The 22,185-nt window shown below is 71.3% G+C and carries 13 protein-coding genes and 1 pseudogene; 1 reads left to right on the top strand and 13 read right to left on the bottom strand.

Annotation, left to right across the window (positions count from 1 at the left end; all coding sequences use genetic code 11):
* Positions 1 to 171 precede the first annotated feature (171 nt).
* Entirely contained in the window at positions 172 to 1,044 is an 873-nt protein-coding gene (locus tag QSU92_RS11415) for an endonuclease domain-containing protein (RefSeq protein ID WP_289261910.1), read from the top strand.
* Positions 1,045 to 1,507: 463 nt separating this feature from the next.
* On the opposite strand, the gene tuf is transcribed toward QSU92_RS11415, so the two are convergent.
* The 13 genes and pseudogenes from tuf to QSU92_RS11350 form a co-directional block, all read right to left on the bottom strand.
* A complete protein-coding gene (gene tuf, locus QSU92_RS11410; RefSeq protein ID WP_124291715.1) occupies positions 1,508 to 2,701 on the bottom strand; it encodes an elongation factor Tu in 1,194 nt (397 codons plus the stop codon).
* 126 nt (positions 2,702 to 2,827) lie between these two features.
* Complete coding sequence (fusA, locus tag QSU92_RS11405; protein WP_289261907.1) at positions 2,828 to 4,942, bottom strand: elongation factor G; 2,115 nt, start codon at positions 4,940 to 4,942, stop codon at positions 2,828 to 2,830.
* 74 nt (positions 4,943 to 5,016) lie between these two features.
* Entirely contained in the window at positions 5,017 to 5,487 is a 471-nt protein-coding gene (gene rpsG / locus QSU92_RS11400) for a 30S ribosomal protein S7 (RefSeq protein ID WP_124291717.1), read from the bottom strand.
* A gap of 5 nt (positions 5,488 to 5,492) precedes the next feature.
* Positions 5,493 to 5,861 (bottom strand): 30S ribosomal protein S12, encoded by a 369-nt coding sequence (gene rpsL / locus QSU92_RS11395; protein ID WP_018171438.1) that lies wholly within the window; start codon positions 5,859 to 5,861, stop codon positions 5,493 to 5,495.
* A 245-nt stretch (positions 5,862 to 6,106) separates the two neighbouring features.
* On the bottom strand, positions 6,107 to 6,634 hold the full coding sequence (locus tag QSU92_RS11390) for a hypothetical protein (protein ID WP_289261894.1): 528 nt from the start codon (positions 6,632 to 6,634) through the stop codon (positions 6,107 to 6,109).
* Positions 6,635 to 6,636: 2 nt separating this feature from the next.
* Positions 6,637 to 8,655, bottom strand: a complete 2,019-nt coding sequence (locus QSU92_RS11385) for a DUF5684 domain-containing protein (protein ID WP_289261892.1) — start codon at positions 8,653 to 8,655, stop codon at positions 6,637 to 6,639.
* On the bottom strand, positions 8,652 to 11,171 hold the full coding sequence (locus QSU92_RS11380) for a transglutaminase TgpA family protein (protein ID WP_289261888.1): 2,520 nt from the start codon (positions 11,169 to 11,171) through the stop codon (positions 8,652 to 8,654). The genes QSU92_RS11385 and QSU92_RS11380 overlap by 4 nt, the downstream gene beginning before the upstream one ends.
* Complete coding sequence (locus tag QSU92_RS11375) at positions 11,168 to 12,556, bottom strand: DUF58 domain-containing protein (RefSeq protein WP_333783426.1); 1,389 nt, start codon at positions 12,554 to 12,556, stop codon at positions 11,168 to 11,170. Before QSU92_RS11375 ends, QSU92_RS11380 begins: the two co-directional genes overlap by 4 nt.
* Positions 12,557 to 12,594: 38 nt before the next feature.
* Complete coding sequence (locus tag QSU92_RS11370; protein ID WP_289261884.1) at positions 12,595 to 13,563, bottom strand: AAA family ATPase; 969 nt, start codon at positions 13,561 to 13,563, stop codon at positions 12,595 to 12,597.
* 34 nt (positions 13,564 to 13,597) lie between these two features.
* Positions 13,598 to 19,615: an Ig-like domain-containing protein gene (locus QSU92_RS11365; protein ID WP_289261882.1), complete on the bottom strand. Its 6,018-nt coding sequence runs from the start codon at positions 19,613 to 19,615 to the stop codon at positions 13,598 to 13,600.
* A pseudogene (locus QSU92_RS11360) lies at positions 19,615 to 20,752 on the bottom strand (serine/threonine-protein kinase). The gene QSU92_RS11365 and the pseudogene QSU92_RS11360 overlap by 1 nt, the downstream one beginning before the upstream one ends.
* A 157-nt stretch (positions 20,753 to 20,909) precedes the next feature.
* Complete coding sequence (locus QSU92_RS11355; RefSeq protein WP_289265886.1) at positions 20,910 to 21,569, bottom strand: spermidine/putrescine ABC transporter substrate-binding protein; 660 nt, start codon at positions 21,567 to 21,569, stop codon at positions 20,910 to 20,912.
* A gap of 31 nt (positions 21,570 to 21,600) precedes the next feature.
* Positions 21,601 to 22,140 (bottom strand): hypothetical protein, encoded by a 540-nt coding sequence (locus QSU92_RS11350; RefSeq protein WP_289261878.1) that lies wholly within the window; start codon positions 22,138 to 22,140, stop codon positions 21,601 to 21,603.
* Positions 22,141 to 22,185: the final 45 nt, after the last annotated feature.

The following is a 22,185-nucleotide window of genomic DNA, read 5'->3' as shown; positions in this document are numbered from 1 at the left end:
GGAGGGGATCGACGCGTGGGAGGCGTCCGCCGCCGCATCCATCCTCCCTTGTGCTGATGTCCTCCGACTTGCGAACGCGACCTCTCCTGCACACGCGTGCCGCGTCGTCATCCATGCACAGATCGCGCGACCGATCCCCGCCGACATTCGCAACGGCACCACCCTGAGAGGGTGATCGTCGTCGAATCGAAGAGGGATGCCGCGGTGCGGCGCCGCCGCGAGGAGGTGCTCGCCGCTGTCGCTCGCATCGACGGCATCTCGTCGGTGGCGGCGCTGAAGCGGGGCGGTCACAGCCGGCACGTCATCGACCGCCTCTGCGCCGACGGGGCGCTGCTTCGGCTGCGCAAGGGATGGGTCGCTCTTCCGACCGCTGACCCTCGCCTCATGGCGGCCGCCCGGCACGGGGTCGTCCTGACCTGCGTCACCCAGGCGGAGCGGCTGGGACTCTTCGTGCTGCATCCCTCGAAGACGCCGCACGTCGCCGCGCCGCCTCACTCGGGTCGCGCCGGGCGTCTCGCAGCGACGGTCCACTGGGCGACGCCGGCGGTGCCGCGGCCTCCCAACAGCCTCGTCGACGGCATCGAGAACGTGCTCGTCTCCACTGCCGGCTGCCTCCCCTTCGAAGACGCTCTCGTCGTCTGGGAATCGGCGTTCCGCCGCGGTCTCACGACGCCTGACGCCCTCGCACGCCTGCCCCTTTCGCCCGCCGCCCGCGCGCTTCTGGACGCCGCCGACATCTTCTCCGACTCTGGGCTGGAGACGCTCGTGGTGCCACGGCTCCGCTGGCTCGGGCTGCCCTTGCGCCGTCAGGTCTGGATCGGGGGCCACCGCGTCGACCTCCTCATCGGGGATCGCCTGGTGCTGCAGATCGACGGCGCGACGCACACCGGCCCCCAGCGCACGAGCGACATCACCCACGACGCCGAGCTCATGCTGCTCGGCTATCACGTGATCCGCGTCGGATACGAGCAGGTGGTCCACCAGTGGCCCGAGGTCCAGGAGCGCATCATGCGTGCGGTGGCGCAGGGTCTCCACCGCGCGTGAGCCCTCACGCCCCGCTGCGCGCCCGCGCCGCACGCTCCCAATCGCACGCAGGCGCGCCGACTGCACGCCCTCGCCGCACCCGGGAGGAGATCGATCAGCGCACGGGGTCGAGAAGCAATGCTCTGCGAGGATCGTCCGTCATTCCTGGCGGACTAGTATGCGTTTTCCACTCCCTGCGATCAGCAGTCAACCAAAGAAGCGTGCTTCATGCAACATCCGGCGACGAGATTTCGGAAAACGGTTGGTGACGCGTCGGTGAGATCCGCGAAAACACGCGATCGCGCGCACACCGGAGGAGATAAGCACCGTCAAGGTTGCGGTGGGCGGAGCCGTCCTGCGCTTGGCCGATCTCCTCCCGCGCGCCGCGGCGAAGGCGCACATCCCGTCGCGGACGCGGGCGCACGCACAGCGAAAGCCCCCGGGAGACCCGGGGGCTTTCGTGGGTGCGCCTAGGGCGCGGAGATCACTTGAGGATCTTGGTCACCGTGCCGGCGCCGACGGTGCGGCCACCCTCACGGATCGCGAAGCCGAGGCCCTCCTCCATGGCGATCGGCTGGATCAGCTCGACCGTCATGTCGGTGGTGTCGCCGGGCATGACCATCTCGGTGCCCTCGGGCAGCGAGATGACGCCGGTGACGTCGGTGGTGCGGAAGTAGAACTGCGGACGGTAGTTCGTGAAGAACGGGTTGTGACGGCCGCCCTCCTCCTTGGACAGGATGTACGCCGTGCCCTCGAAGTTGGTGTGCGGGGTGACCGAACCGGGCTTCACGACGACCTGGCCGCGCTCGACGTCGTCACGCTTGAGACCACGAAGGAGCAGACCACAGTTCTCGCCGGCCCACGCCTCGTCGAGCTGCTTGTGGAACATCTCGATACCGGTGACCGTGGTCTTCTGCGTCGGGCGGATGCCGACGATCTCGACCTCGGAGTTGATGGCGAGGGTGCCACGCTCGGCGCGGCCCGTGACGACGGTGCCACGACCGGTGATGGTGAAGACATCCTCGATGGGCATGAGGAACGGCTTGTCCTTGTCACGCACCGGGTCGGGGATGGACTCGTCGGCGGCGTCCATCAGCTCGACGATCGACTCGACCCACTTGTCGTCACCCTCGAGCGCCTTCAGGCCCGAGACGCGGACGACCGGAGCGTCGTCGCCGGGGAAGCCCTGGCTGGACAGCAGCTCGCGGACCTCGAGCTCGACGAGCTCCAGGATCTCCTCGTCGTCGACCATGTCGGCCTTGTTCAGCGCGACCATCAGGTAGGGCACGCCGACCTGCTTGGCGAGCAGAACGTGCTCACGGGTCTGAGCCATCGGGCCGTCGGTGGCGGCGACCACGAGGATCGCGCCGTCCATCTGGGCGGCACCGGTGATCATGTTCTTGATGTAGTCGGCGTGACCCGGGGCGTCCACGTGAGCGTAGTGACGCTTGGGGGTCTCGTACTCGACGTGCGAGATGTTGATGGTGATACCGCGCTGACGCTCCTCGGGAGCCGAGTCGATCGACGCGAAGTCGCGCTGAACGTTGGTGGCCGACGGGTACTTGTCGGCGAGCACCTTCGAGATCGCGGCGGTGAGCGTGGTCTTGCCGTGGTCGACGTGACCGATCGTTCCGATGTTCACGTGCGGCTTGGTCCGCTCGAACTTGGCCTTAGCCACTGGGTCCTCCTCAGGACGGTCGTGTAGAAGTTCCGGGCACTGGTTTGCGACCGGTCGTCTACGGGGATGGCTCTCAGTGTAGTAGAGAGGGTTTCTGGTGGTTGGTGTGCGCGCAGCCCCGGAGGGTTACTCGCCCTTGGTCTTCTGGACGATCTCGTCCATGACGTTGCGCGGAACCTCGGCGTAGCTGTCGAACTCCATGGAGTACACAGCACGGCCCGAGGTCTTCGAGCGCAGGTCGCCGATGTAGCCGAACATCTCCGACAGCGGCACGTTGGCACGCACCACCTTGACGCCGGCGGCATCCTCCATCGACTGGATCTGCCCACGACGGGAGTTCAGGTCGCCGATGACGTCGCCCATGTACTCCTCGGGAGTACGCACCTCGACGGCCATGATCGGCTCGAGGATGACGGGGTTCGCCTTGCGGATGGCCTCCTTGAAGCCCATCGACCCGGCGATCTTGAACGCCATCTCCGACGAGTCGACGTCGTGCGCCGCACCGTCGAGGAGGATGGCCTTCACGCCGACCATCGGGTAGCCCGCCAGGACACCGACGTTCATCGCGTCCTGGAAGCCGGCGTCGACCGAAGGGATGTACTCGCGCGGGATGCGGCCACCGGTGACCTTGTTCTCGAACTCGTACGTCTTGTCGGCCGTGACCTCGAGCGGCTCGATCGCGAACTGGATCTTCGCGAACTGACCCGAACCACCGGTCTGCTTCTTGTGGGTATAGTCGTGACGCTCGACGGTCTTGCGGATCGTCTCGCGGTACGCCACCTGGGGCTTTCCGACGTTCGCCTCGACCTTGAACTCGCGCTTCATGCGGTCGACGAGGATGTCCAGGTGCAGCTCTCCCATACCGCGGATCACGGTCTGGCCGGTCTCGGAGTTCTGCTCCACGCGGAACGTCGGGTCCTCTTCGGCGAGCTTCTGGATCGCAAGACCCAGCTTCTCCTGGTCGGCCTTGGTCTTGGGCTCGATGGCGACCTCGATGACCGGCTCGGGGAACGTCATCGACTCCAGGACCACCTGGTTGCTGCTGTCGGACAGCGTGTCGCCCGTGGTGGTGTCCTTCAGGCCGATGACGGCGTAGATGTGACCCGCGGTGACGGAGTCGACCGGCATCTCCTTGTTGGCGTGCATCTGGAAGATCTTCCCGATGCGCTCCTTCTTGCCCTTGGTCGCGTTGACGACCTGGGCACCGGAGTCGAGGTGACCCGAGTACACGCGGATGTAGGTGAGGCGACCGAAGAACGGGTGCGTGACGATCTTGAACGCCAGCGCCGTGAACGGCTCATCGCGGTCGGGGTGACGCTCGATGATGATCTCTTCGTTCTTGGGGTCCTTCGCCTCGATGGCGGGGACGTCCAGGGGCGAAGGGAGGTAGTCCACGACCGCGTCGAGCATCGGCTGCACACCGCGGTTCTTGAAGGCCGAGCCGCACAGCACGGGGTAGACCTCGCTGGCGATCGTCATCTTGCGGATGGCGCCCTTGATCTCCTCGTGGGTGAGCTCCTCACCGCCGAAGTACTTCTCCAGGAGAACCTCGTCGCTCTCGGCGACGGTCTCCATGAGCATCTCGCGGTACTCGTTCGCCTTGTCCACCAGGTCGGCCGGGATCTCCTGGATCTCGTACTTGGCGCCCATGGTCACGTCACCCTTGGCATCGCCGGGCCACACCAGGGCACGCATGTAGACGAGGTCGACGACGCCGACGAAGTCGTTCTCGGCGCCGATCGGGATCTGCAGCACGAGGGGCTTGGCCTTCAGGCGGTTGACGATCGTGTCGACGGTGAAGTAGAAGTCGGCACCGAGCTTGTCCATCTTGTTGACGAAGCAGATGCGGGGGACGTCGTACTTGTCGGCCTGACGCCACACCGTCTCGGACTGGGGCTCGACGCCCTCCTTGCCGTCGAAGACGGCGACGGCGCCGTCGAGCACGCGGAGCGAGCGCTCCACCTCGACGGTGAAGTCGACGTGCCCGGGGGTGTCGATGATGTTGATCTGGTTCTTTTCCCAGAAGCAGGTGACGGCCGCGGAGGTGATCGTGATGCCACGCTCCTGCTCCTGCTCCATCCAGTCGGTGGTGGCGGCGCCGTCGTGGGTCTCGCCGATCTTGTGGTTGACGCCCGTGTAGAAGAGGATGCGCTCGGTCGTCGTCGTCTTGCCGGCATCGATGTGCGCCATGATGCCGATGTTGCGGACCTTCTTGAGGTCGGTGAGCACTTCTTGTGCCACGGGGTGTCTTCCTTACCTTGGTGTCGGGCTGCACCGGCCGGAGGGGTGGCCTCCGGCCGGTGCGAGGATGCTGGTTACCAGCGGTAGTGCGCGAAGGCGCGGTTCGACTCGGCCATCTTGTGGGTGTCCTCGCGGCGCTTGACCGCGGCACCCAGGCCGTTCGAGGCATCCAGGATCTCGTTCTGGAGGCGCTCGGTCATGGTCTTCTCACGACGGCCCTTGGCGTAGCTGACGAGCCAGCGGAGGGCGAGCGTGTTGGCGCGGTGCGGCTTGACCTCGACCGGCACCTGGTAGGTCGAACCACCGACGCGGCGGCTCTTGACCTCGAGGGTGGGGCGGACGTTGTCGAGCGCCTTCTTCAGGGTCGCGACGGCGTCCTGGCCGTTCTTGGCCTCGACGCCGCGCAGGGCGTTGTAGACGATCGACTCGGCGATGGACTTCTTGCCGTCGACGAGGATCTTGTTGACGAGCTGGGTGACGATCGGCGCGCCGTAGACCGGGTCGTTGACGACGACGCGGCGAGGAGCGGGTCCCTTACGAGGCATCTAACTCAACCCTTCTTCGCGCCGTAGCGGCTACGGGCCTGCTTGCGGTTCTTTACGGCCTGGGTGTCCAGGGCGCCGCGGACGATCTTGTAGCGGACACCGGGGAGGTCCTTCACACGACCGCCGCGCACGAGCACCAGCGAGTGCTCCTGCAGGTTGTGACCCTCACCGGGGATGTACGCGGTGACCTCGGTCCCGTTGCGGAGCTTCACACGGGCGACCTTGCGCATCGCCGAGTTCGGCTTCTTGGGGGTGGTCGTGTACACGCGGGTGCACACGCCCGCCTGCTGCGGGTTCGCCTTCAGGGCGGGCGCCTTGGTCTTTGAGACCTTGGGCGAGCGACCCTTGCGAACCAACTGCTGAATGGTTGGCACGTTCTCTCCTTGTCAGTGCTGCACGGTGACAGCGTCGTGGTTTCACCACAGATCCACCGGCGCAGCAGAACGACCTGACGCGATTTCGAGGGTGGATATGCCGTGGGGGTGGCCTGTTCGCAGAACCAATCCCTGTGCGGCGCCGGGACGGCCGCTCGCCGGACCCGATAGTCGTGAGGCACAGCGGACGGCGCGCGTGAGCGCACACCCGCTCAATGATACGCCCCTTTCGGGGACCGGGCAATTCAGGCCGGAAGCGTCACGAGCGCGACGATCGCGACCACCGCCGCCGCCAGGACCACCACCCCCACCACCACGGCCGCCGCCGCGCGCAACCGGGACCGCCGCCGCCGCTCGGCTGCCGCGCGAGCGGCGTCCACGACGGGCTGTGCGGGCTGAGCCGCCGGGACCGTCCGCGCCACGCGGGCGGCGGTGTCGGCGCGGGGGGCGTACACGCCCGACTCGGTGTCGGGGCGGCGGGCCGTGCGCGCCCACCCGTCGGCATCCGCCTCGCCACCGGCGTCGGGGGCGGGACGGATGACGCCTGTCGACCGCGCATCGGAGGTGCGCACCGTCCACTCGTCGACACCGTCGCCGCGGCTGCGCGCGCGCCCGGACACCACCGTCTCCTCGGCGGGGGCCCGCCGGACGGAGGGGGCGGTCGTCTCGACCGGGGCCTGACGCCGCGACAGCACCGTCTGCTCGACCGGTTCCGCCGCAGCGGGCGCCTGGCGCTTCGAGGGCGCCGTCCGTTCGTCGGGGAGGTCGGTCATCGTCAGCTGTTGCTGCGCACCAGGCGGATCTCGGCGTCGCCGAGGAAGAAGCGGTCTCCCGCCTCGACCTCGACCCCCGAGGGCGCCTCGACCTCGGTCCCCATCAGGGTGGCGAACACGACGCCGTTGGTGGAGCCGAGATCGAGGATGTACCAGGTGTCTTTCCGAAGCTCCAGGCGCGCGTGCGTGCTCGAGACCGTGGAGTCGTCGATCCGGATCAGCTGGGCGCGCGGGTGCTCGGGGTCGGGCGCGGGCTTTCGGCCGAGGATCGCGACGTCCGAGGTGATGGCGATCGACTCCCCCGCCGGCGTGACGACCGCCCAGTTCGTCCGGCGGCGGCGCGCGACGATCGTCTGGTCGAGTCCGTCGTCGAGATCTGGCACCCCGGGGCGGGCGTACTGCGCCGAGACCGAGCCGCCCGCAGCGCGCGGGGCGCCGGCCACCGGTGCCCCGGCGATCGCGGACACCGGACCGGAGGTCTCGGGGAAGGGCTCGGACTCGGGCATCGGCGAGTGCGCGGGCCGCCACGGCTCGTCGTCTGCGGGCGCCGACGACGCGGGGTCGGCCGCGGGAGCGGGCTCCGCGGGCGGCACCCGGGTGAGGGGGGCCTGGAAGAGCGGGGCGGATGCCGCGGGGTCGGCCTCATCCCCGCCCGCGGCCCCCTCTGCGGGCGTGCTTCGACGACGGATGCCCGGGATCTCCTCACCGCCGGCGGAGGGTGCGGCGCCGGGGACCGCGGCGATCGGGGCGGGCGCGCCGGTGACGGCCCCCGTGACCTCGCCCGTGACGTTCTGGTCGAGGACGAACCCGTTCCACACGGACTCGGAGCGACGGATCTCGGCGCGCGAGGTGGCAGCGCCGCCCGACTCCGACGCCTCACCGGGCTCCGGTTCGTCGGCGGGTGCACCGATGACCGCCTCTGCGACGACCTCGGGCCCGGAGGCGCCCGGCGCAGGGGGCGCATCGACGGCATCCGCCGCCGCTGCCGGCTCCTCCGCCGGCTCGGGGTCCCACGAGCGCACCGGGCGGAAGGGCTCGACCGACGGCCACACCGGTCCGGAGTGCACCGGCGTCTCGGGTCGAGATGCGGGCGGCACCGACGGCCACGACGGAATCGAGAAGGGGTCGGATGCCGCCGTTGCGACCTCCGCCGCAGGTTCGGGTTCTGCCGCCGGCTCCGCCGCGGGCACGTCCTCCGCTGCCGGAGGGGTGAAGCGCGGCACTTCGGGCTCGGCGAACAGTCCACCCATGACGTCGTCTGCGCCGGAATAGCGACCGCCCCTGCCCGCCGCCGTGGCGATCGGCGCGGTGTCCGTCGGTTCGGCAGGCGGGAGTCCCACAGCCGGGGCCGACCGGCGTGACTCGTCGGTCGGGGAATCCTCATCCAGTTCCGGGTCGGCGAGATCGGCTTCGGTGCGATCTCCCTCGCCGGTACCCCGCACCGTGTCCTCCCACGACGCCTCGCTCCGGGTGGTCTCGCGTGAGCCCGCGTAGTCGGGGGCCGGAAGGAGCGGGGTGTACACCGCGCCGCGCGCCGTCGGGACCCCGTACACCCGATCATCGAAGTCGTCCTCGTCCGCACCGGCGGCCTCGGAGACCGAGCCGCCGAGCTCGGGGTTGACGCTCCGTCGGGGGCCGGCGTCGTCGCTTCCCACCCACCGGGCCGATCCGAAGCCGAGCACCGAGGCCCAGACCGGCAGGAGGAGCGCGGCGAGCACGGTCATCCCGGCGCCGTAGCCGAACTCCCGACCGATGCGGTGACACGCGACGATCATCGCCACCCACACCAGCAGCTGCCCGAGCACGGGCAGCAGCAGAAGGAGGACCAGCCACCCCGAGAAGCCGCCGAGCTGGAGCAGCACCGCGATGTTCAGGATCGGCACCCACGCCTTCCAGCTCTGCTCGCCGGACTTTCGGAAGACCGCGCCCAGAGCCAGGGCGGTCCACACGTAGATCACGATCACGACCAGGGCGCTGGAGACCCCCAGTGTCACGACCAGCGATGCGTCGGTTGCGCTCATGTCGTTGCGCGCGCAGGGAGGACTCCCCGGCGCTTCCCCCTCTCGACGGTGCGCGGGCTGTCGCCCCCAGGCGACAGATGTCGGATGAACGATCTCAACGATACGGTCGCCGCAAGTCCTCGCCAGAAGCCACGCTCACGGCGGAGCCGCCGCCGCTCGGCGTCCACGCCCCGCCAGAACTCGCGGGCCTCGGCCTCGGAGACGTCGGATCGGGAGAAGACCGCGCGGTCGGCGGCGGCGGCGAGCGTCCGCCCCGCCGGCGAATCGACGGCGGTCGCGAACTCCGTGCGGGTGAGGGACGCAGGTGCATCCCGGCCGGCGTCGATCGCCGCGTCGACATACTCGTCCCACCCCGAGGCCACACGCGTCGGCGCGTCGCCCCGGCGACGCCGGCCCCGCCGGCGCAGGGACTTCGCGAGGACGACCGACAGGAACGGCCCCAGGACCACCAGCAGGATGAGGAGCACGAGGCCGGTGATCCGCAGGATCGGCCAGAGCCACGCGAGGTCGAGACCCGCCTGGTCATCCTCGGTGTCATCGCGCGCCGAGTCCTCCTGCGTCGGGTCGGGCGGCACGACCTCCTCGACGGGGTCGGGGAGCACTTCGGTGACGTTCTCGGGATCGCGCTGCTCGGTGACCTCGAGGCTCGGCGACTGCGCGTACTGCGGGGTCACGTCGACGGGCACCCAGCGTCCGTCGCCGCCCTGCACCTCGGTCCAGGCCGAGACGTCCTGCGCGCGGCACGCGCCGGCCTCGCACACCGACACGCCCGTGTCGGCCGATGCCAGCCGCGCGCCGACGACGACCCGCGAGGGGAAGCCGACCTCCCGCGCGATCAGGGCGACGGCGACGGCGAACTGCTCGTCGTCGCCGATCGCGGCGACGTAGTTGCCCGTCTCCGCGGCTCGCGGATCGCTCTCGCGCTCGAGGAGGGCGTCGAACATGTCGTCGACGCGCGCGAGTGAGTGACCGGCGGCACTCGGCTGGAACCGGTAGTCGGGCAGATCGCTCATCCACAGCGGCGTCTGGTCGCCGACCTCGAGCGCGTGGCTGAGGTAGCCGCGCTCGCGCAGCAGCGACACGAGGCCCTCGAGGGCCGCGCCGCCCTCACCGGCGGCGTGCCGCTGGACCCATCGCGAGAGATTCTCCGGCGCGGCCGGGGCGGCGTCGTTCGGAGCGCCGGGAGCGGTCAGGCTCGACAGCGCGGGAAGCGCGGGCTCCACGCCCTCGATGGTGTACCGGTCACCCGGGGCGAGCCCGCCGTCGGCGGTCTGCACCGCCGCGGCGAGATCGGCGTTGTAGTAGAACCGATCGGTGAGGGCGTCAGCCCGATCGCCGTCGAAGCGCACCGAGGCGACCCGGCCGAGCGTCGGCATCCAGATCCCCTCCCACGCACCGATCTCGATTCCGGCCGTCGTCGGCGTACCGTCTCCCGCATCGAGGGCGGAGGGGAGCCGCACGAATCGGGAAGCCGCGTCGGCGCCGCTTCGGAAGACCTCGCCGTCATAGGTGTCGAGGGTCGCCAGTCGCACGCGATCGGGCCCCCGCTCCCCCTCGGTCGTGACGGTGAAGAGCACGTCGCCTGCCCGGTCATCGACGAACAGGGCGCGGTATTCGGCGAGGGGGCTGACCTCGCGCGAGAGATCGAGGTCGGGCCCGGCCGCCGAGCGCAGCACGTCCCGTGACCCGGCCGGGGCGAGAAGCGGCACGACCCCCGCGCCGACCACGATGGCGACGACGATCATGCCGGCGCCGAGCAGGGTGCGCCGGCGTTCGGTGCGCGAGGGGCGTCGGGTGATGCGGACGCCGCTGGAGAGCGCGGCGCGCTGCAGGGCACGGGAGCGCTCGTCGTGGCTCCGCCAGGCCATCCACAGGACGCCGGTGAGCACCGCGAGGGCTCCGACCGCCGTCTCGACGGGGGCGGCGAGGGTCAACGGCCCGATGACGAGCGGGGGGCTGACGACAGCCTGACCGAACAGCAGGCCGAAGCCGGTCATCGCCAGGCCCACGGGCACCGCGGCGAAGGCGAGACGGTCTTCGCGCCACGACAGGCGGAGCGCGGCAGCCGTGCCGGCGAGGAAGACCACGAGCGCGGGGACGAGGAGGTTGCGGTACGACCCCACCGGCAGTTCGACGGTGACGAGATCCTTCCAGCCCACGACCGCCCCGGCGCCGAGCTCGGCGAGCCCGCGGAGGAACTCCCCCGGCCCGGTCAGGCGCGAAGGGACGGCGACCGGAACTCCCACGACGACGAAGACGCCCGCGAGGAGGGCGGCCACGAGCCATCCGCTCCACCGCCGCAGATGCGCGAGGACCACGATCGCGGCGGCGAGCGAGGCCGCGACCGCGACGAGGACGACGAACGACCCCGACCGGTAGACCGGCCACGCCGCCACGGCGGCGATGAGCACCATGAGAAGGGTGAACACACCCCCCGCGACCAGGCGCGGGAGGTCGCTGCGCCGGTCGGTCGACGCATCGAGGGCGCGCTCGGGCGCCTCGGCGACCCGGCTCACGAGGCCGCTCCGCGCACCAGGAGGCCGGAGAGGTCGTCGAGGGTGCCGACGGTGAGGACGCTCAGACCCGTGAGCACCCGCATGCGCGGGTGCGCCCGCTCGTCGCAGATCACCGCGGCGACGGCGGTGTCGGCGGGGAAGGTCAGGGCCGCCTGCTGCAGGCGCGGCAGGGTCACGGTCGACCCGACGACGAGAAAGGCCACCGACAGCCGCTCGTTCGCCTCGGCCGTCAGCCGGCAGACGTCGACGATCGGCATGGTGCTCTCGAGCCGCTCGACCCCGCTGAAGCCGTCGAGCATCGCGCGCGGCGAGATGGTCGGCAGGTGGCGGATGGCGCGGAGCCGCCCTCGCACGACGCGCGGGATCTCCGACCCCACCACGATGTCGAGGTCCCGGGCGTCGCGCACGGCTCGGAGGCCGAGCGAGGCGGCGGTGCTGACGGCGAGCTCGAACTCATCGTCGTCGAGGTACTCGTTCTCGGCGACGCCGAGCACGACCGCCATGCGCGAGCGGCGCGTCTCTTCGTACTGACGTACCATGAGCCGGCCGGTCTTGGCGGTGGACTTCCAGTGGATGTGCCGGCGCGAATCGCCGCTCGCGTACTCGCGGATGGCGTGGAACGACATGTCCGCGTCGACGAGGCGCCGGGTGGGGCTTCCCTCCAGGTCGCGCACCAGCCCCGCGCTCGTCGAGGGCAGGGCGACGGTGCGGGGGTGGACGAACACCTCGTGCACGTCCTCGAAGCTGTGCTCGCGCCTGAGGAGCCCGAGGGGGTCTGACCGCACCGTCGTCGCCGGCCCCACGGGCACGATGCCGCGGCGCAGCGAGGGGATGTCCAGCGGCTGGGCGACGGTGTGGCCGGGGCGCAGGAGCGGCACGCCGAACTCGACGAGCCCGCGTCCGACGGGGATGTCGATACGCCCGGGGAGGGCGATCCTCCGGCTGTCGTTGCGGACGGTGATCTCGCCCAGGATCCCCTGCCCGGCCACCACCCGCTCGTGGGTGAGGGCGAGGTCGACGTCGTAGGCACGGGCACCGAAGAGGAACGGGATGCTGAGGACGACCAGGACCAGCGAGATGCCCCCGGCGACCACCCACTCCGTCCAGCCGAACACGATGCCGATCACCAGGCCCACCGTGGCGGCGAGGGCGACGAGAGCCCCCGCGGGACGGATCGTGCGCGCCGCCCACGACGCGGTGACCCGCGACGCGTCGCCCACGGCCCGCGCCGCAGCGGTGACGGCGACCGCCGCGCGGACGATCCGGCCCGAACGCCCTCCCGGCGCCAGTTGCGTGGTGCTCTGCAGCCCCGTCCCCTGCACCGTGCTGTGCAGGGTGTGCACGCCCGCGCCCGTCCGCCCCCCGGTGCGGGAGGTTCGGGTCACGCGGGACTCGGTGGCGCTCATGGGTTCGGGTTCGAGCCTCAGACGGTTGCTTCGCGACGGGTCGGGGGCGCGACATCCAGCAGCACCTGGCCCACGACGGCCTCGGGGGTCACGCCGTCGAACTCCGCCTCGGGCTGAAGAATGAGGCGGTGCGAGAGGACCGCGACGGCGAGAGCCTTGACGTCGTCGGGGGTGGCATAGGTGCGTCCCTGCGAGGCGGCGCGGGTCCGGGCCGCGCGGGTGAGGGCGAGGGCGCCGCGGATGCTGACGCCGAGCCGCACCTCGTCGGCCGAGCGGGTGCCGTCGACCAGGCGCGCGATGTAGTCCAGGACGAGCGCATCGACGTAGACGTTCGCCGCGAGATCGGCCATACCCACGAGGGCCTGCGGGGTGATGACCGCCGGCAGATCGGACGTGGCGACGGCGGCGCCGTCGAGGATGCGCACGGTCGCGGCGTGGTCGGGGTAACCGAGCGAGGTCCGCATCAGGAAGCGGTCGAGCTGCGCCTCGGGGAGCCGATAGGTGCCCGCCTGCTCGACGGGGTTCTGCGTGGCGAGCACGAGGAACGGCACGCCCACCTGGCGACTCACGCCGTCGACCGTGACCCGGCCCTCCTCCATGACCTCCAGGAGCGCCGCCTGGGTCTTGGGGCTCGCCCGGTTGATCTCGTCGGCGAGGACGATGTTGGCGAAGATCGGGCCGGCATGGAACTCGAAGGTGCCGCTCTTCTGGTCGTAGACCGAGATGCCGGTGATGTCGCCCGGGAGGAGGTCGGGGGTGAACTGGATGCGGGTGTTGGTGCCCTGCACCGACTGCGCCATCGCCCGGGCGAGCGAGGTCTTCCCGGTGCCGGGGACGTCTTCGAGGAGCACGTGACCGTCGCTGAGCATCGCCGTCAGGACCAGTTCGACGACGCGGCGCTTGCCGAGCACCGCGCGCTCGACGTTGTCGGCGAGCTGGCTGAAGGTCTGCGCGAACCAGGTCGCCTGCTCCTGCGTGATGGTCATCGTGTCGTTCCTCGGTTGTCGGTGGAGCGTGAGATCAGGGTTGGGTCGGCGGGGCGCCGGTGCCGGGCTGGCAGGTCGCCTCGAACTGCTCGGTGACGTTCTGCAGCCCCCGCCCGCGAGCCGACCAGTCGACGGTCACGGTGATCCCGGAGACCCGCACGGCGCCCTGCGGCACGGCGAAGGAGTCGGCGGTGTGCGGGAGGACGTTCCCCTCCTCGTCGAAGTACCGCAGGTTCGCCGGGCTGAAGGTGACGGCCGCCCCGTTGCCGCCGGGGCCGGTCGACGAATCGCCCACGAGCGTGAGGGTGCTCCCGCCGACGCAGGAGGTCGCCCGCCAGGACGCGGTCATCTGCCACGGCGCGCTCCCATCGCGCGGGGTCACCGTCGCCTCGGCCGAACGCGTCCCCCAGAACCGGTGCTCGTACCAGACGCGGACGCGGGGGTCCTGTCCGAAGACGCCCGAGGGGAGGCCGGAGAAGCGCACCTCGTTGCGGTTCGGGACTTCCTCGTTCGAGGTCGGCTGATCGCGGATGACCCAGTCCGCCCGGTTGCCGGAGACGTCGGGCCGGCCGTCGACGACGAAGGTGTATCCCGTCGGCGCCGCGGCCGACTGGGCGGCGCGCACCGTCGCGGTCGCCGTCGCGGTGCCGTAGACCTCGCCCCGGTAGACCGATTCGACGCACATCTCGAATTCGTACTCTTCGCCGTCCTCCACGCCCGGGAAGCTGGCGGTGGCACCGTTGTCGGCGGGCACGCAGCGGTCGCCCTCCGGGACGATGCCGAAACGCAGCGTGGAGCCCGCACCGTTCGGCCCTGCGCTCGCGCGCGCGGTGACCGTCGAGGTGCCCTCCCCGTCGGAGACGGAGTCGAGGTCGAGGGCGGGATTGAGAGGAGCGCCGACGCCGTTCGCGTTGACGGTGACCGAGGCGCCGGCATTCACACCGCCGCCTCCGAGGCCGGGAGGCCGGTCGAAGCGCGAATACGGCGTCACCGTCACGGGCGTGGGCGCGTTGGAGCCCACGCGGTAGGAGCGGACGTCGACCGTGGTGTCGCGGCTGCCGACGTTGACCACCGACCGATCGCCGGTGGGGCTGGTGATCTCGAGCGACCCCGTGCGGGAGGGGTCGATCCCCTCGATCCGCAGGCCGATGTAGCCTCCCTCGCCGCGGGTCTGCAGCGGCACCCACTGCACGCGGCCCGGCGCGGGCGGCGCGTCGTAGGCCCAGGCATCGGTGCGCACCGCTCCGCGCGACTCGCCGACGGCGTTGACCGCGACCGCCTCGTACGCGCGCCGCTCGCCGTTCGGTGCCGAGATGGGCGGGCACGTTCCGGCAGGACCGCATTCGGCGACCACCTGGCCCGCGTAGCGGATGCGGAAGCCGCTCAGCCCGGGGTAGGCCAATCGCGCGTCGCCCGGGTCGACCCGGAGCGTGACGGTCTCGTTGCCGAACGCGGTCTGCACGAGCGCCGCCGGCGGACGGGGGAAGCCCTGGAGGTCGAGCAGCAGGCGCCCGTCGCGCTCGCCCGCTGTGCGCCGGCCCTGCGCATCCACGACCGAGAACGTCGCCGAACAGGTCGCCCCCGGAGCATCCGGCGCCCACGACGCCGTCACCGTGCGCGGCGAGGACACCTGGAAGCTCACCCCCGCGCACGCGCCCGTCGGGCGGACGTCGACGACCTCGAGGGGCGTTCGCGGCAGCGGGTTGATCTCTCCGGCCCCGCCGATGACCGTCATGGTGCACGACGACCCGCCCGCCTGCGAGCACTGCTGTGTCACCGACCCGCCCTGCGGAAGAGTCGACGGCGCCTGACCCACACGGAGGATGAGCCGCGACGGCGCGGTGTTCGGGTGACTCGTCGCCGAGACCCCGACGACCTCCTCGCGGCCGGGGACGGCGGCGTCGGTGCCCGTCACGGTGACGATCGAGCCCTCGAGCGCCACCTCGAACGCGCCGCCCGGGTACGACAGGGCGTACGCGATGCCGTCCCAGTCCTCCCGGAGCTGCCAGGTGGTCATGTTCCGCAGGTCGAAGGTGGCGGTCTCGCCCGGTCCGACGGTGAGGGCTCCGGGTCGCAGCTCCGGCTGCGGGTCCTGCGCCTCGACGAGGATCGGCACGGCCAGATAGGTGAAGTCCTCGGTGCCGGCCACTCGCACCGGCACCTGGCAGGCGTCGGTCCACGGTGCACCCGCCCCGGCGTCGTACCGGATCTGCCCCTCGCCGACGGCTGTGCAGACCGCCTCGCCGCGCGCACCGGAGGCCCGGACGTCGTCGCCGACCTCGAGCTCGGCCGTCCGCGGGAGCGCGACGAGGTCGTTCATGTCGAAGGTCGCGGAGGCGAGCTCGGGCACCTCGACGGGACGGGCTGACGACCGCAGCGCCAGCGACAGATCGGCGTCGCCCGGGACCCGGAGGAAGCCGTAGCTGGTCACCTCTCCGGAAGCTCCCTCACCGCTGACCGCGAACGGGATGACGCGGGTGGTGTCGGGAAGGGGGCCGGCGATCTCCGAACCGCGCACGAGGACATCGTCGGGTTCGCCCCACAGATCGAGCTCGAGGTCGCCGATGTCGCCACCCGACCACGAGACGTTCCCCGAGAGCACGTCGACCCCGTCGATGAAGTCCTCGCGGGTCTCCGCGGTCAGAACGGTGTCCTCGACGACCGGGAAGTCGGGAACGCTCTCGCGCACGACGGTGACGACGATGAGCCCGCGACCGGTGTTGCCCGAGCTCGACGAGACGTCGTAGAGGAACGACATCGTGCCGGGCTCGGTTCCCGCCGCGATCACGACCTGGCTGTCGTCGACGGAGCGGATGCGCCCGTCGAGACGGGCGAACTCGGGGTTCTCCGAGCCGTCGTCGAGGGTCTCGGGAACGTCGGGACGCACGTCGTCGACCGTCAGCTCCCCCATCGTCGGATCGCTGTCGTTGGAAAGCGGGTTGACCCGGATCGAGCTCTCGGCGCCCGCCTGCACCTGCACATAATCGGTGAAGGTCACCGGGCTCGGGTTGGCGTCGCTGTCGAGCACGCCGACCCGAGCGACGCCCTCGCCGCTCTGACCGAACTCGTCGACCACGCGGTACGGGAAGGTCACCTGGCCGCTGAAGCCCGACACGCTGGTGTACACGATCGCGTCCCCGTCGGCCGAGATGGTGGCGACCCCCGACTCGGGCTGGGCGATGATGCGGTCGAGCGACACCGTGTCGCCGTCAGGGTCGACGCCGTAGCCGTCGAACTCGATCCGCGTCGACTGACCGCTGAGCACGCGGCCCTCCACGGTGTCGGGCGCGGGAGCGCGGTTCTCGTCGTCGGGCAGCACCTGCACCCTCACGCGCGCCTGATCCGACAGAGACGGTGCGCCGGTGGTGTAGACGTCGTAGTCCACGGCGTACTCGCCGGGCTCGTCGGGGGCGAGGTAGCGCAGCACGTCACCCGAGCCGAAAGCCAGGGCCGAAGCGGAGGACGAGGTCACCGTCGCCGGGTTGAGGGTGGGGCGTCCACCGGCGGGGGCGACGTCGTTCTCCAGAACGGGGATGTCGATCTGCGTCCCGGCGCGCACCACGACGGTGTCGTCCACCGCGATGGGGGCGAGTTCGGGCGCGGGCGGCAGGAGATAGACGGTGGCCTGACCCTCCACCGAGGAGCCCTGGTTCTCCGTGCCGTCGGTGACGGTGTAGGTGATCGTGCCGAGCCGCCCCGGCGAGCCGTCGGTGGTCGACCCCGACACGCGCAGGAAGTTCTGCGACAGCGTGTCGAACGACAGCGATGCCCCGGGATCGGGCTGGGCCTGCACGTCGCTGAGGAGGAGGACGCGCCGGGTGGGATTCGACACCGCGGCGAGGATGTCGAGCGTGGCGTCCTGCTGCGGGCGGACGAAGGCGACCACCGGTGCGGTGGCGAGCTCGGTCGGGGCGTCGGCGGCCAACGCGGTGACGCGGACGGTGCCGTTCTCCTGCGTCGTGCCGTCGGTGACGGTCACATCGACGCGGTAGGTGCCGGCCTCCTCGGCGCGGAAGTCGAACGAGGTCGAGCCGCCCACGATCGTCGCGGTCGCGCGGGCGTCATCGAGCACGCGGACCGCGTCCAGGCGCACGGTTCCGGCGGTGCCGGTGACGTGCGGGCCGACGTCGACGGTGGTGGTCGCCCCGACGATGTCGACGACGGCGAAGGACTGCATCGACAGCGTCGGCTTCGGCGACACCCGGATGACCAGCGACTTCACCGCTACCGCGCCCCGGGTGTCGGCCACCGACACGACGATCTCGATGAGCTGCTCAGCGCCGCTGCCGTCGTCCGCGTGCTGGTAGACGACGTCGCCCGCGGGGGTCGCGGCGACCTTGCCGACCCCCGAAGCGTTCTCGGCGGACAGTAGCAGCATCGGGTCACCGTCGGGGTCGACCCAGCCCGTCATCACCGGCACCGTCACCGTGCCGCCCCGAGCCACCTCGGGGCTCGGCCACTCGGCGAGGCAGCGCTCCACGCCGCACCAGACCGGCGCGCCGTTCTGTTCGTCCCCGGCCACCAGCAGCGTGACTGTCGTGGGGCTCGACACCAGACCGCCGGGGGCGGTGCCGTCGGTGACGGCGTAGGAGAAGCTGGCGGCTCCGCTGGCACCCGGAGCGACGCGGACGGCGAGGCGCTGGCCGTCGTCGGTGATCGAGACCGTGCCGAAGCCGGGGTCGAGCCCGGTCACCGACGCGGGCTCGACGCTGAGGACATCCTCGTTCGGGTCGTGATCGTTCAACAGCACGGGAAGGCCCACCAGAGCTCCGGGGCGCACGCCGAATGCGTCGGGTTCGGCGATCGGCGCCTTCGGGTCGATCACGACGCTCAGCTGCTCCTCGCTCGGCTGTGCGTCGGAGACGACTTCGTCGTCGAGGCTCCACCGCTGACTGGAGGGGACCAGACGCCCTTCGGGGACGGTCCAGACCCAGCCCGTGCGCGTCTCGTTGAGGATGACCGTGTCGCCGTTGGAGGTGAAGACCGGACGCCGCTGGTCCGAGAGCTCCTGCCCCGCGTAATCGAGGGGGCTGAGCGTGCCGCGCTCGGAGGTCCACAGCTGTCCCCCGAGATCCCCCTCCGCCAGCCACGCCGCGTGGACGACCCCGTCCTGCACGAGCGGCTGCGCCGGGGTTCCGAGGAGCGTGGTGTCGCCGACCACCGGTTCGGGATCACCGCCGTCGACGGGGATGCGCGCGAGGCCGGTGTCGGAGGCGAGGTAGACCGCCTCCCCGCCGGGGTCGGGGGAGCTTGCGACCACGGCTCCCGTGACGGGCGCGGGCCGCGCGGCATCCGTCCCCTCCACCAGGTACGACCCGTCCTCTCGATCGACCAGCACCCACGTGTCGCCGGCACCGGTGATCGCGGGATCGGCGAGGTCGTCGATCGACACCGCATCGCGGGAGCGCACGTCGGACGCCCCGATGTCGTAGGTGAGGACCGACCCATCGCTCTCGGAGAAGCTCAGGAGGATGCCGCGGTCATCGAGGGCGACGGCCTCGGCGGCGTACGAGGGGGCGTCCTCGTCGTCCGATGGGAACGGCTCGAGTCGCGAGACGGAGCCGCCCTCGGCGAGCGTGCCGGTGTAGAGCACACCCGACTCGGTCCGGTAGACCACGAAGTCGCCCGCGGTGACGACCTCGACGGTGCCCTCGGGGGTGCTCGGCGACTCGCGGAGGGCTTCGTCGTCCAGGTCGACGGGGAGGGCCTCATCGACGCGGGTCACCCGGCTGTTGCTGCCGGTGAAGAGGAACGTGCCGGCGCGGGACTGCGCCACCTGGCTCGGGTCGGAGACGGTGCGGACGGTGTCGAGTTCGAGGATCGAGGTGTTCACCCGGGCGTACCGCGTGCCCTCGCCGGTCTGCAGCGCCCAGACCGACGTGTCCACCGGCGGGGTCTCCTGCGCGTCGAGCCCCGGCCAGACGATGCTCGCCACCACGACCGTCGCCACGGCGACACCGCCGGCGACGAGGGCGAGGAGAGGACCACGGCGGGGCATCCGCGCCGCGCGGGGGCGCGCGGCGTGCGCGGGCCGGGCCCGCCTCGCCGCCATCACAGCATCCCCGCCGCTCTGAGGGCGGCGAGGACGACGGCGACGAGCGCAGCGGCACCCGCTCCGCCGAGGATCCACGGCAGCGCGCGGTGGGGCGCGGAGGCGGGGGCCGGCGACGACAGCGAGGTGTCCTCGTCGCGCAGCAGCGAGGCGACCCCCGTCGTCGCGGCCCGCTTGCGGGTCACCTCCCGCTCGAGGCGGCTGCGGGCGGGGCCCCGCAGGGCGTCGTCGGACAGGTCGATGCCGCCGCTCGCGGCCCAGTCGGTCACCGGCACCTCCAGCGGGGTCGGCGACAGCCCGAGCCCCGCCTGCACCTCCCGGAGCGCGTCGGCGACCTCACGCGAGGTGGCGTATCTCTCGCGCGGATCGCGGCTCATCGCTCGGGCCAGGACGTCCTGGAGGGCGTCGGGCACGTCGCCGCGGTTGATCGGGGTGTAGCTGGCCTTGGCGATGCGGCGCCGCAGAAGCTCCTTGGTGTTCTGGCCCTTCTCGCGCCGCTCGAACGGGCTGTGGCCGGCCAGCAGCGAGTAGGTCGTGGCGCCGAGACTCCATACCTCGCTGGCGATCGTTCCCGCCGTCTCCTCGGCCACCACCTCGGGGGCACTCCACGGGATCGACATCGCCAGCACCTCGCCGGCGCTCACTCGCGCGAGAGAGGAGGAGATGCCGAAGTCGGCGAGCACCGGCGCACCGAAGGTGGTGACGAGGATGTTGCTGGGCTTGACGTCGCGGTGCACGAGCCCCGCCCGGTGGGCGGACTCCAGGGCGCTCGCCATCTTCACGCCGATCGTGAGCACCTCGTCCACCGGCATCCGCTCGATCCGGTAGCGCTGGGCGAGCGAGCCCGGGCAGTACTCCATCACGATGTACGGGCGGCCGTCGGCGGAGATCCCCGCCTGGTAGACCGTCACGATCGACGGATGCGCCGACAGGTGGGCGAGGACGTCGGCCTCGGCGTTGAACATGCGCCGCAGGCTCCGGGTCGCCCACGTCGCTCGGGAGGACCTTCACCGCGACATCCCGCCTGGGCATGTCCTGCCCGTAGAGGAAGACGTCGGCGAAACCGCCCGAGCCGAGGGGGCGGATGTAGGACAGCCCCGGCAGGATCGGGGGTGCGGAGGGCAGGCGAGTCGTCACCGCATCCCCTCCCCGGAATCCCACCCGCCGACCGGCGGGATCACAGCGCAACGACGCTGGAAACCCGGCCATGCTAACAAAGCCCGCCTGCACCCTCGCCCAGGGCTGCGGAGAGCCCTGGGAACCGCGCCCGGATCGTTACCGACGCGCGTCCGGATCAGGGCAGCGGATGCGGATCGTTGGGATCGAACGGGGCATCGAGCGATCGGGTGAGTTCGTCGAGCATGGCCTCGATCTGAGGCTCGACGTACTCGGCGATCCCGGCCTGGATGCGCAGGCGATGGTGCAGCAGGATGGTGCACACCTCGCGCCCCACCATGTTCGCGTAGTCGTCGGCGAGCCCCACCTCCTGGCGGAGCGCCGCCTTGGCCTCCTCGGTGAGCGGGGGAAGCTCGGGCACATCGGAGTCGGCCTGCGCGGCGAGCCCCGACAGGGTGAACAGGAACGGCGCACCGGGCGTCGGCTCCGGATCCAGCGGCAGCCCTTCGAACTCGGGCTCGAGTCCCTCTGCGGGCCGGTAGCTGCGCGCGCGGTTGCGGGCGGCCTGCTGGTCGAGCTCGGCCTGCAGCATGGGGAGGTTCACTGCGGTGTACTCGGCGACGGCGTGGTCGACGATCGTCTTGATGCGGGTCGACAGGCCGTGCTGCACCCCGTGGGGGACGTCGGCGCCGAGACCCGCCGCAGACAGGACGGGAGAGCCGAAGCAGCGTCGGCACGGTGCCACGCGTCCCCGATGGGTCGCCGGCTCCCAGCGCGGCAACCAGCGCAGCCAGGCGTCCACCGCCTGGCTGACCTGGGTCTCGAGCGACCGCTCCACCCCTACACGGTATCCCTGCGGGTCGGCCGCGTCATGCGTCATCCCGCTCCTCCCCCTCCCAGGGCCACTGCGGGCGTTCGCCGCGGGTGCGCACCATCGCCACCCCGCTGATTCCGGCGATCGCCCCGGCGGCGGCGAGGACGAGTCCGAACCAGGATGCGGCGACACCGCCGGCCACCGTGGAGGCGGTGCTCAGCTCCTCGCCCGAGGCGACGACGGCGATCCAGACCACGACGACATAACCGAGGTACGCGCCGATCGCCGTCCAGAGGGCGGCCGAGTAGCGCGGCGTAGCCGCGGCGCCCGCGCGGGGCGGGGCGTCGGGCTGCGGGAGGAGCGGGCGCGGCATGACGCTCAGCAGGACGCCGGCGACCGCGAGCGTCGAAGCCGTCGCGGCGAAGACCCCGGGGAGGGGCCCGAGTCCCTGCACCTCGATGACGCTCCGATCCAGGGCGAGGCTCGTCATCCCCAGCCCGAAGATCATCAGGGCGACGTACCCGACGGTCGCGAAGGTCACGGCGATGAGCGGGGGCACCGGCACCCGGGGGCGGTCGTCGACAGGCTCGATCACGTCACCCCGTCACTGCCGGCCGTCGCCCGCGTTCCGGCCTCGTCG

The sequence above is a fragment of the Microbacterium sp. ET2 genome, from assembly GCF_030347395.1.
Lineage (GTDB): Bacteria > Actinomycetota > Actinomycetes > Actinomycetales > Microbacteriaceae > Microbacterium > Microbacterium albipurpureum.
This window is presented reverse-complemented; position numbering and strand designations above follow the sequence as displayed.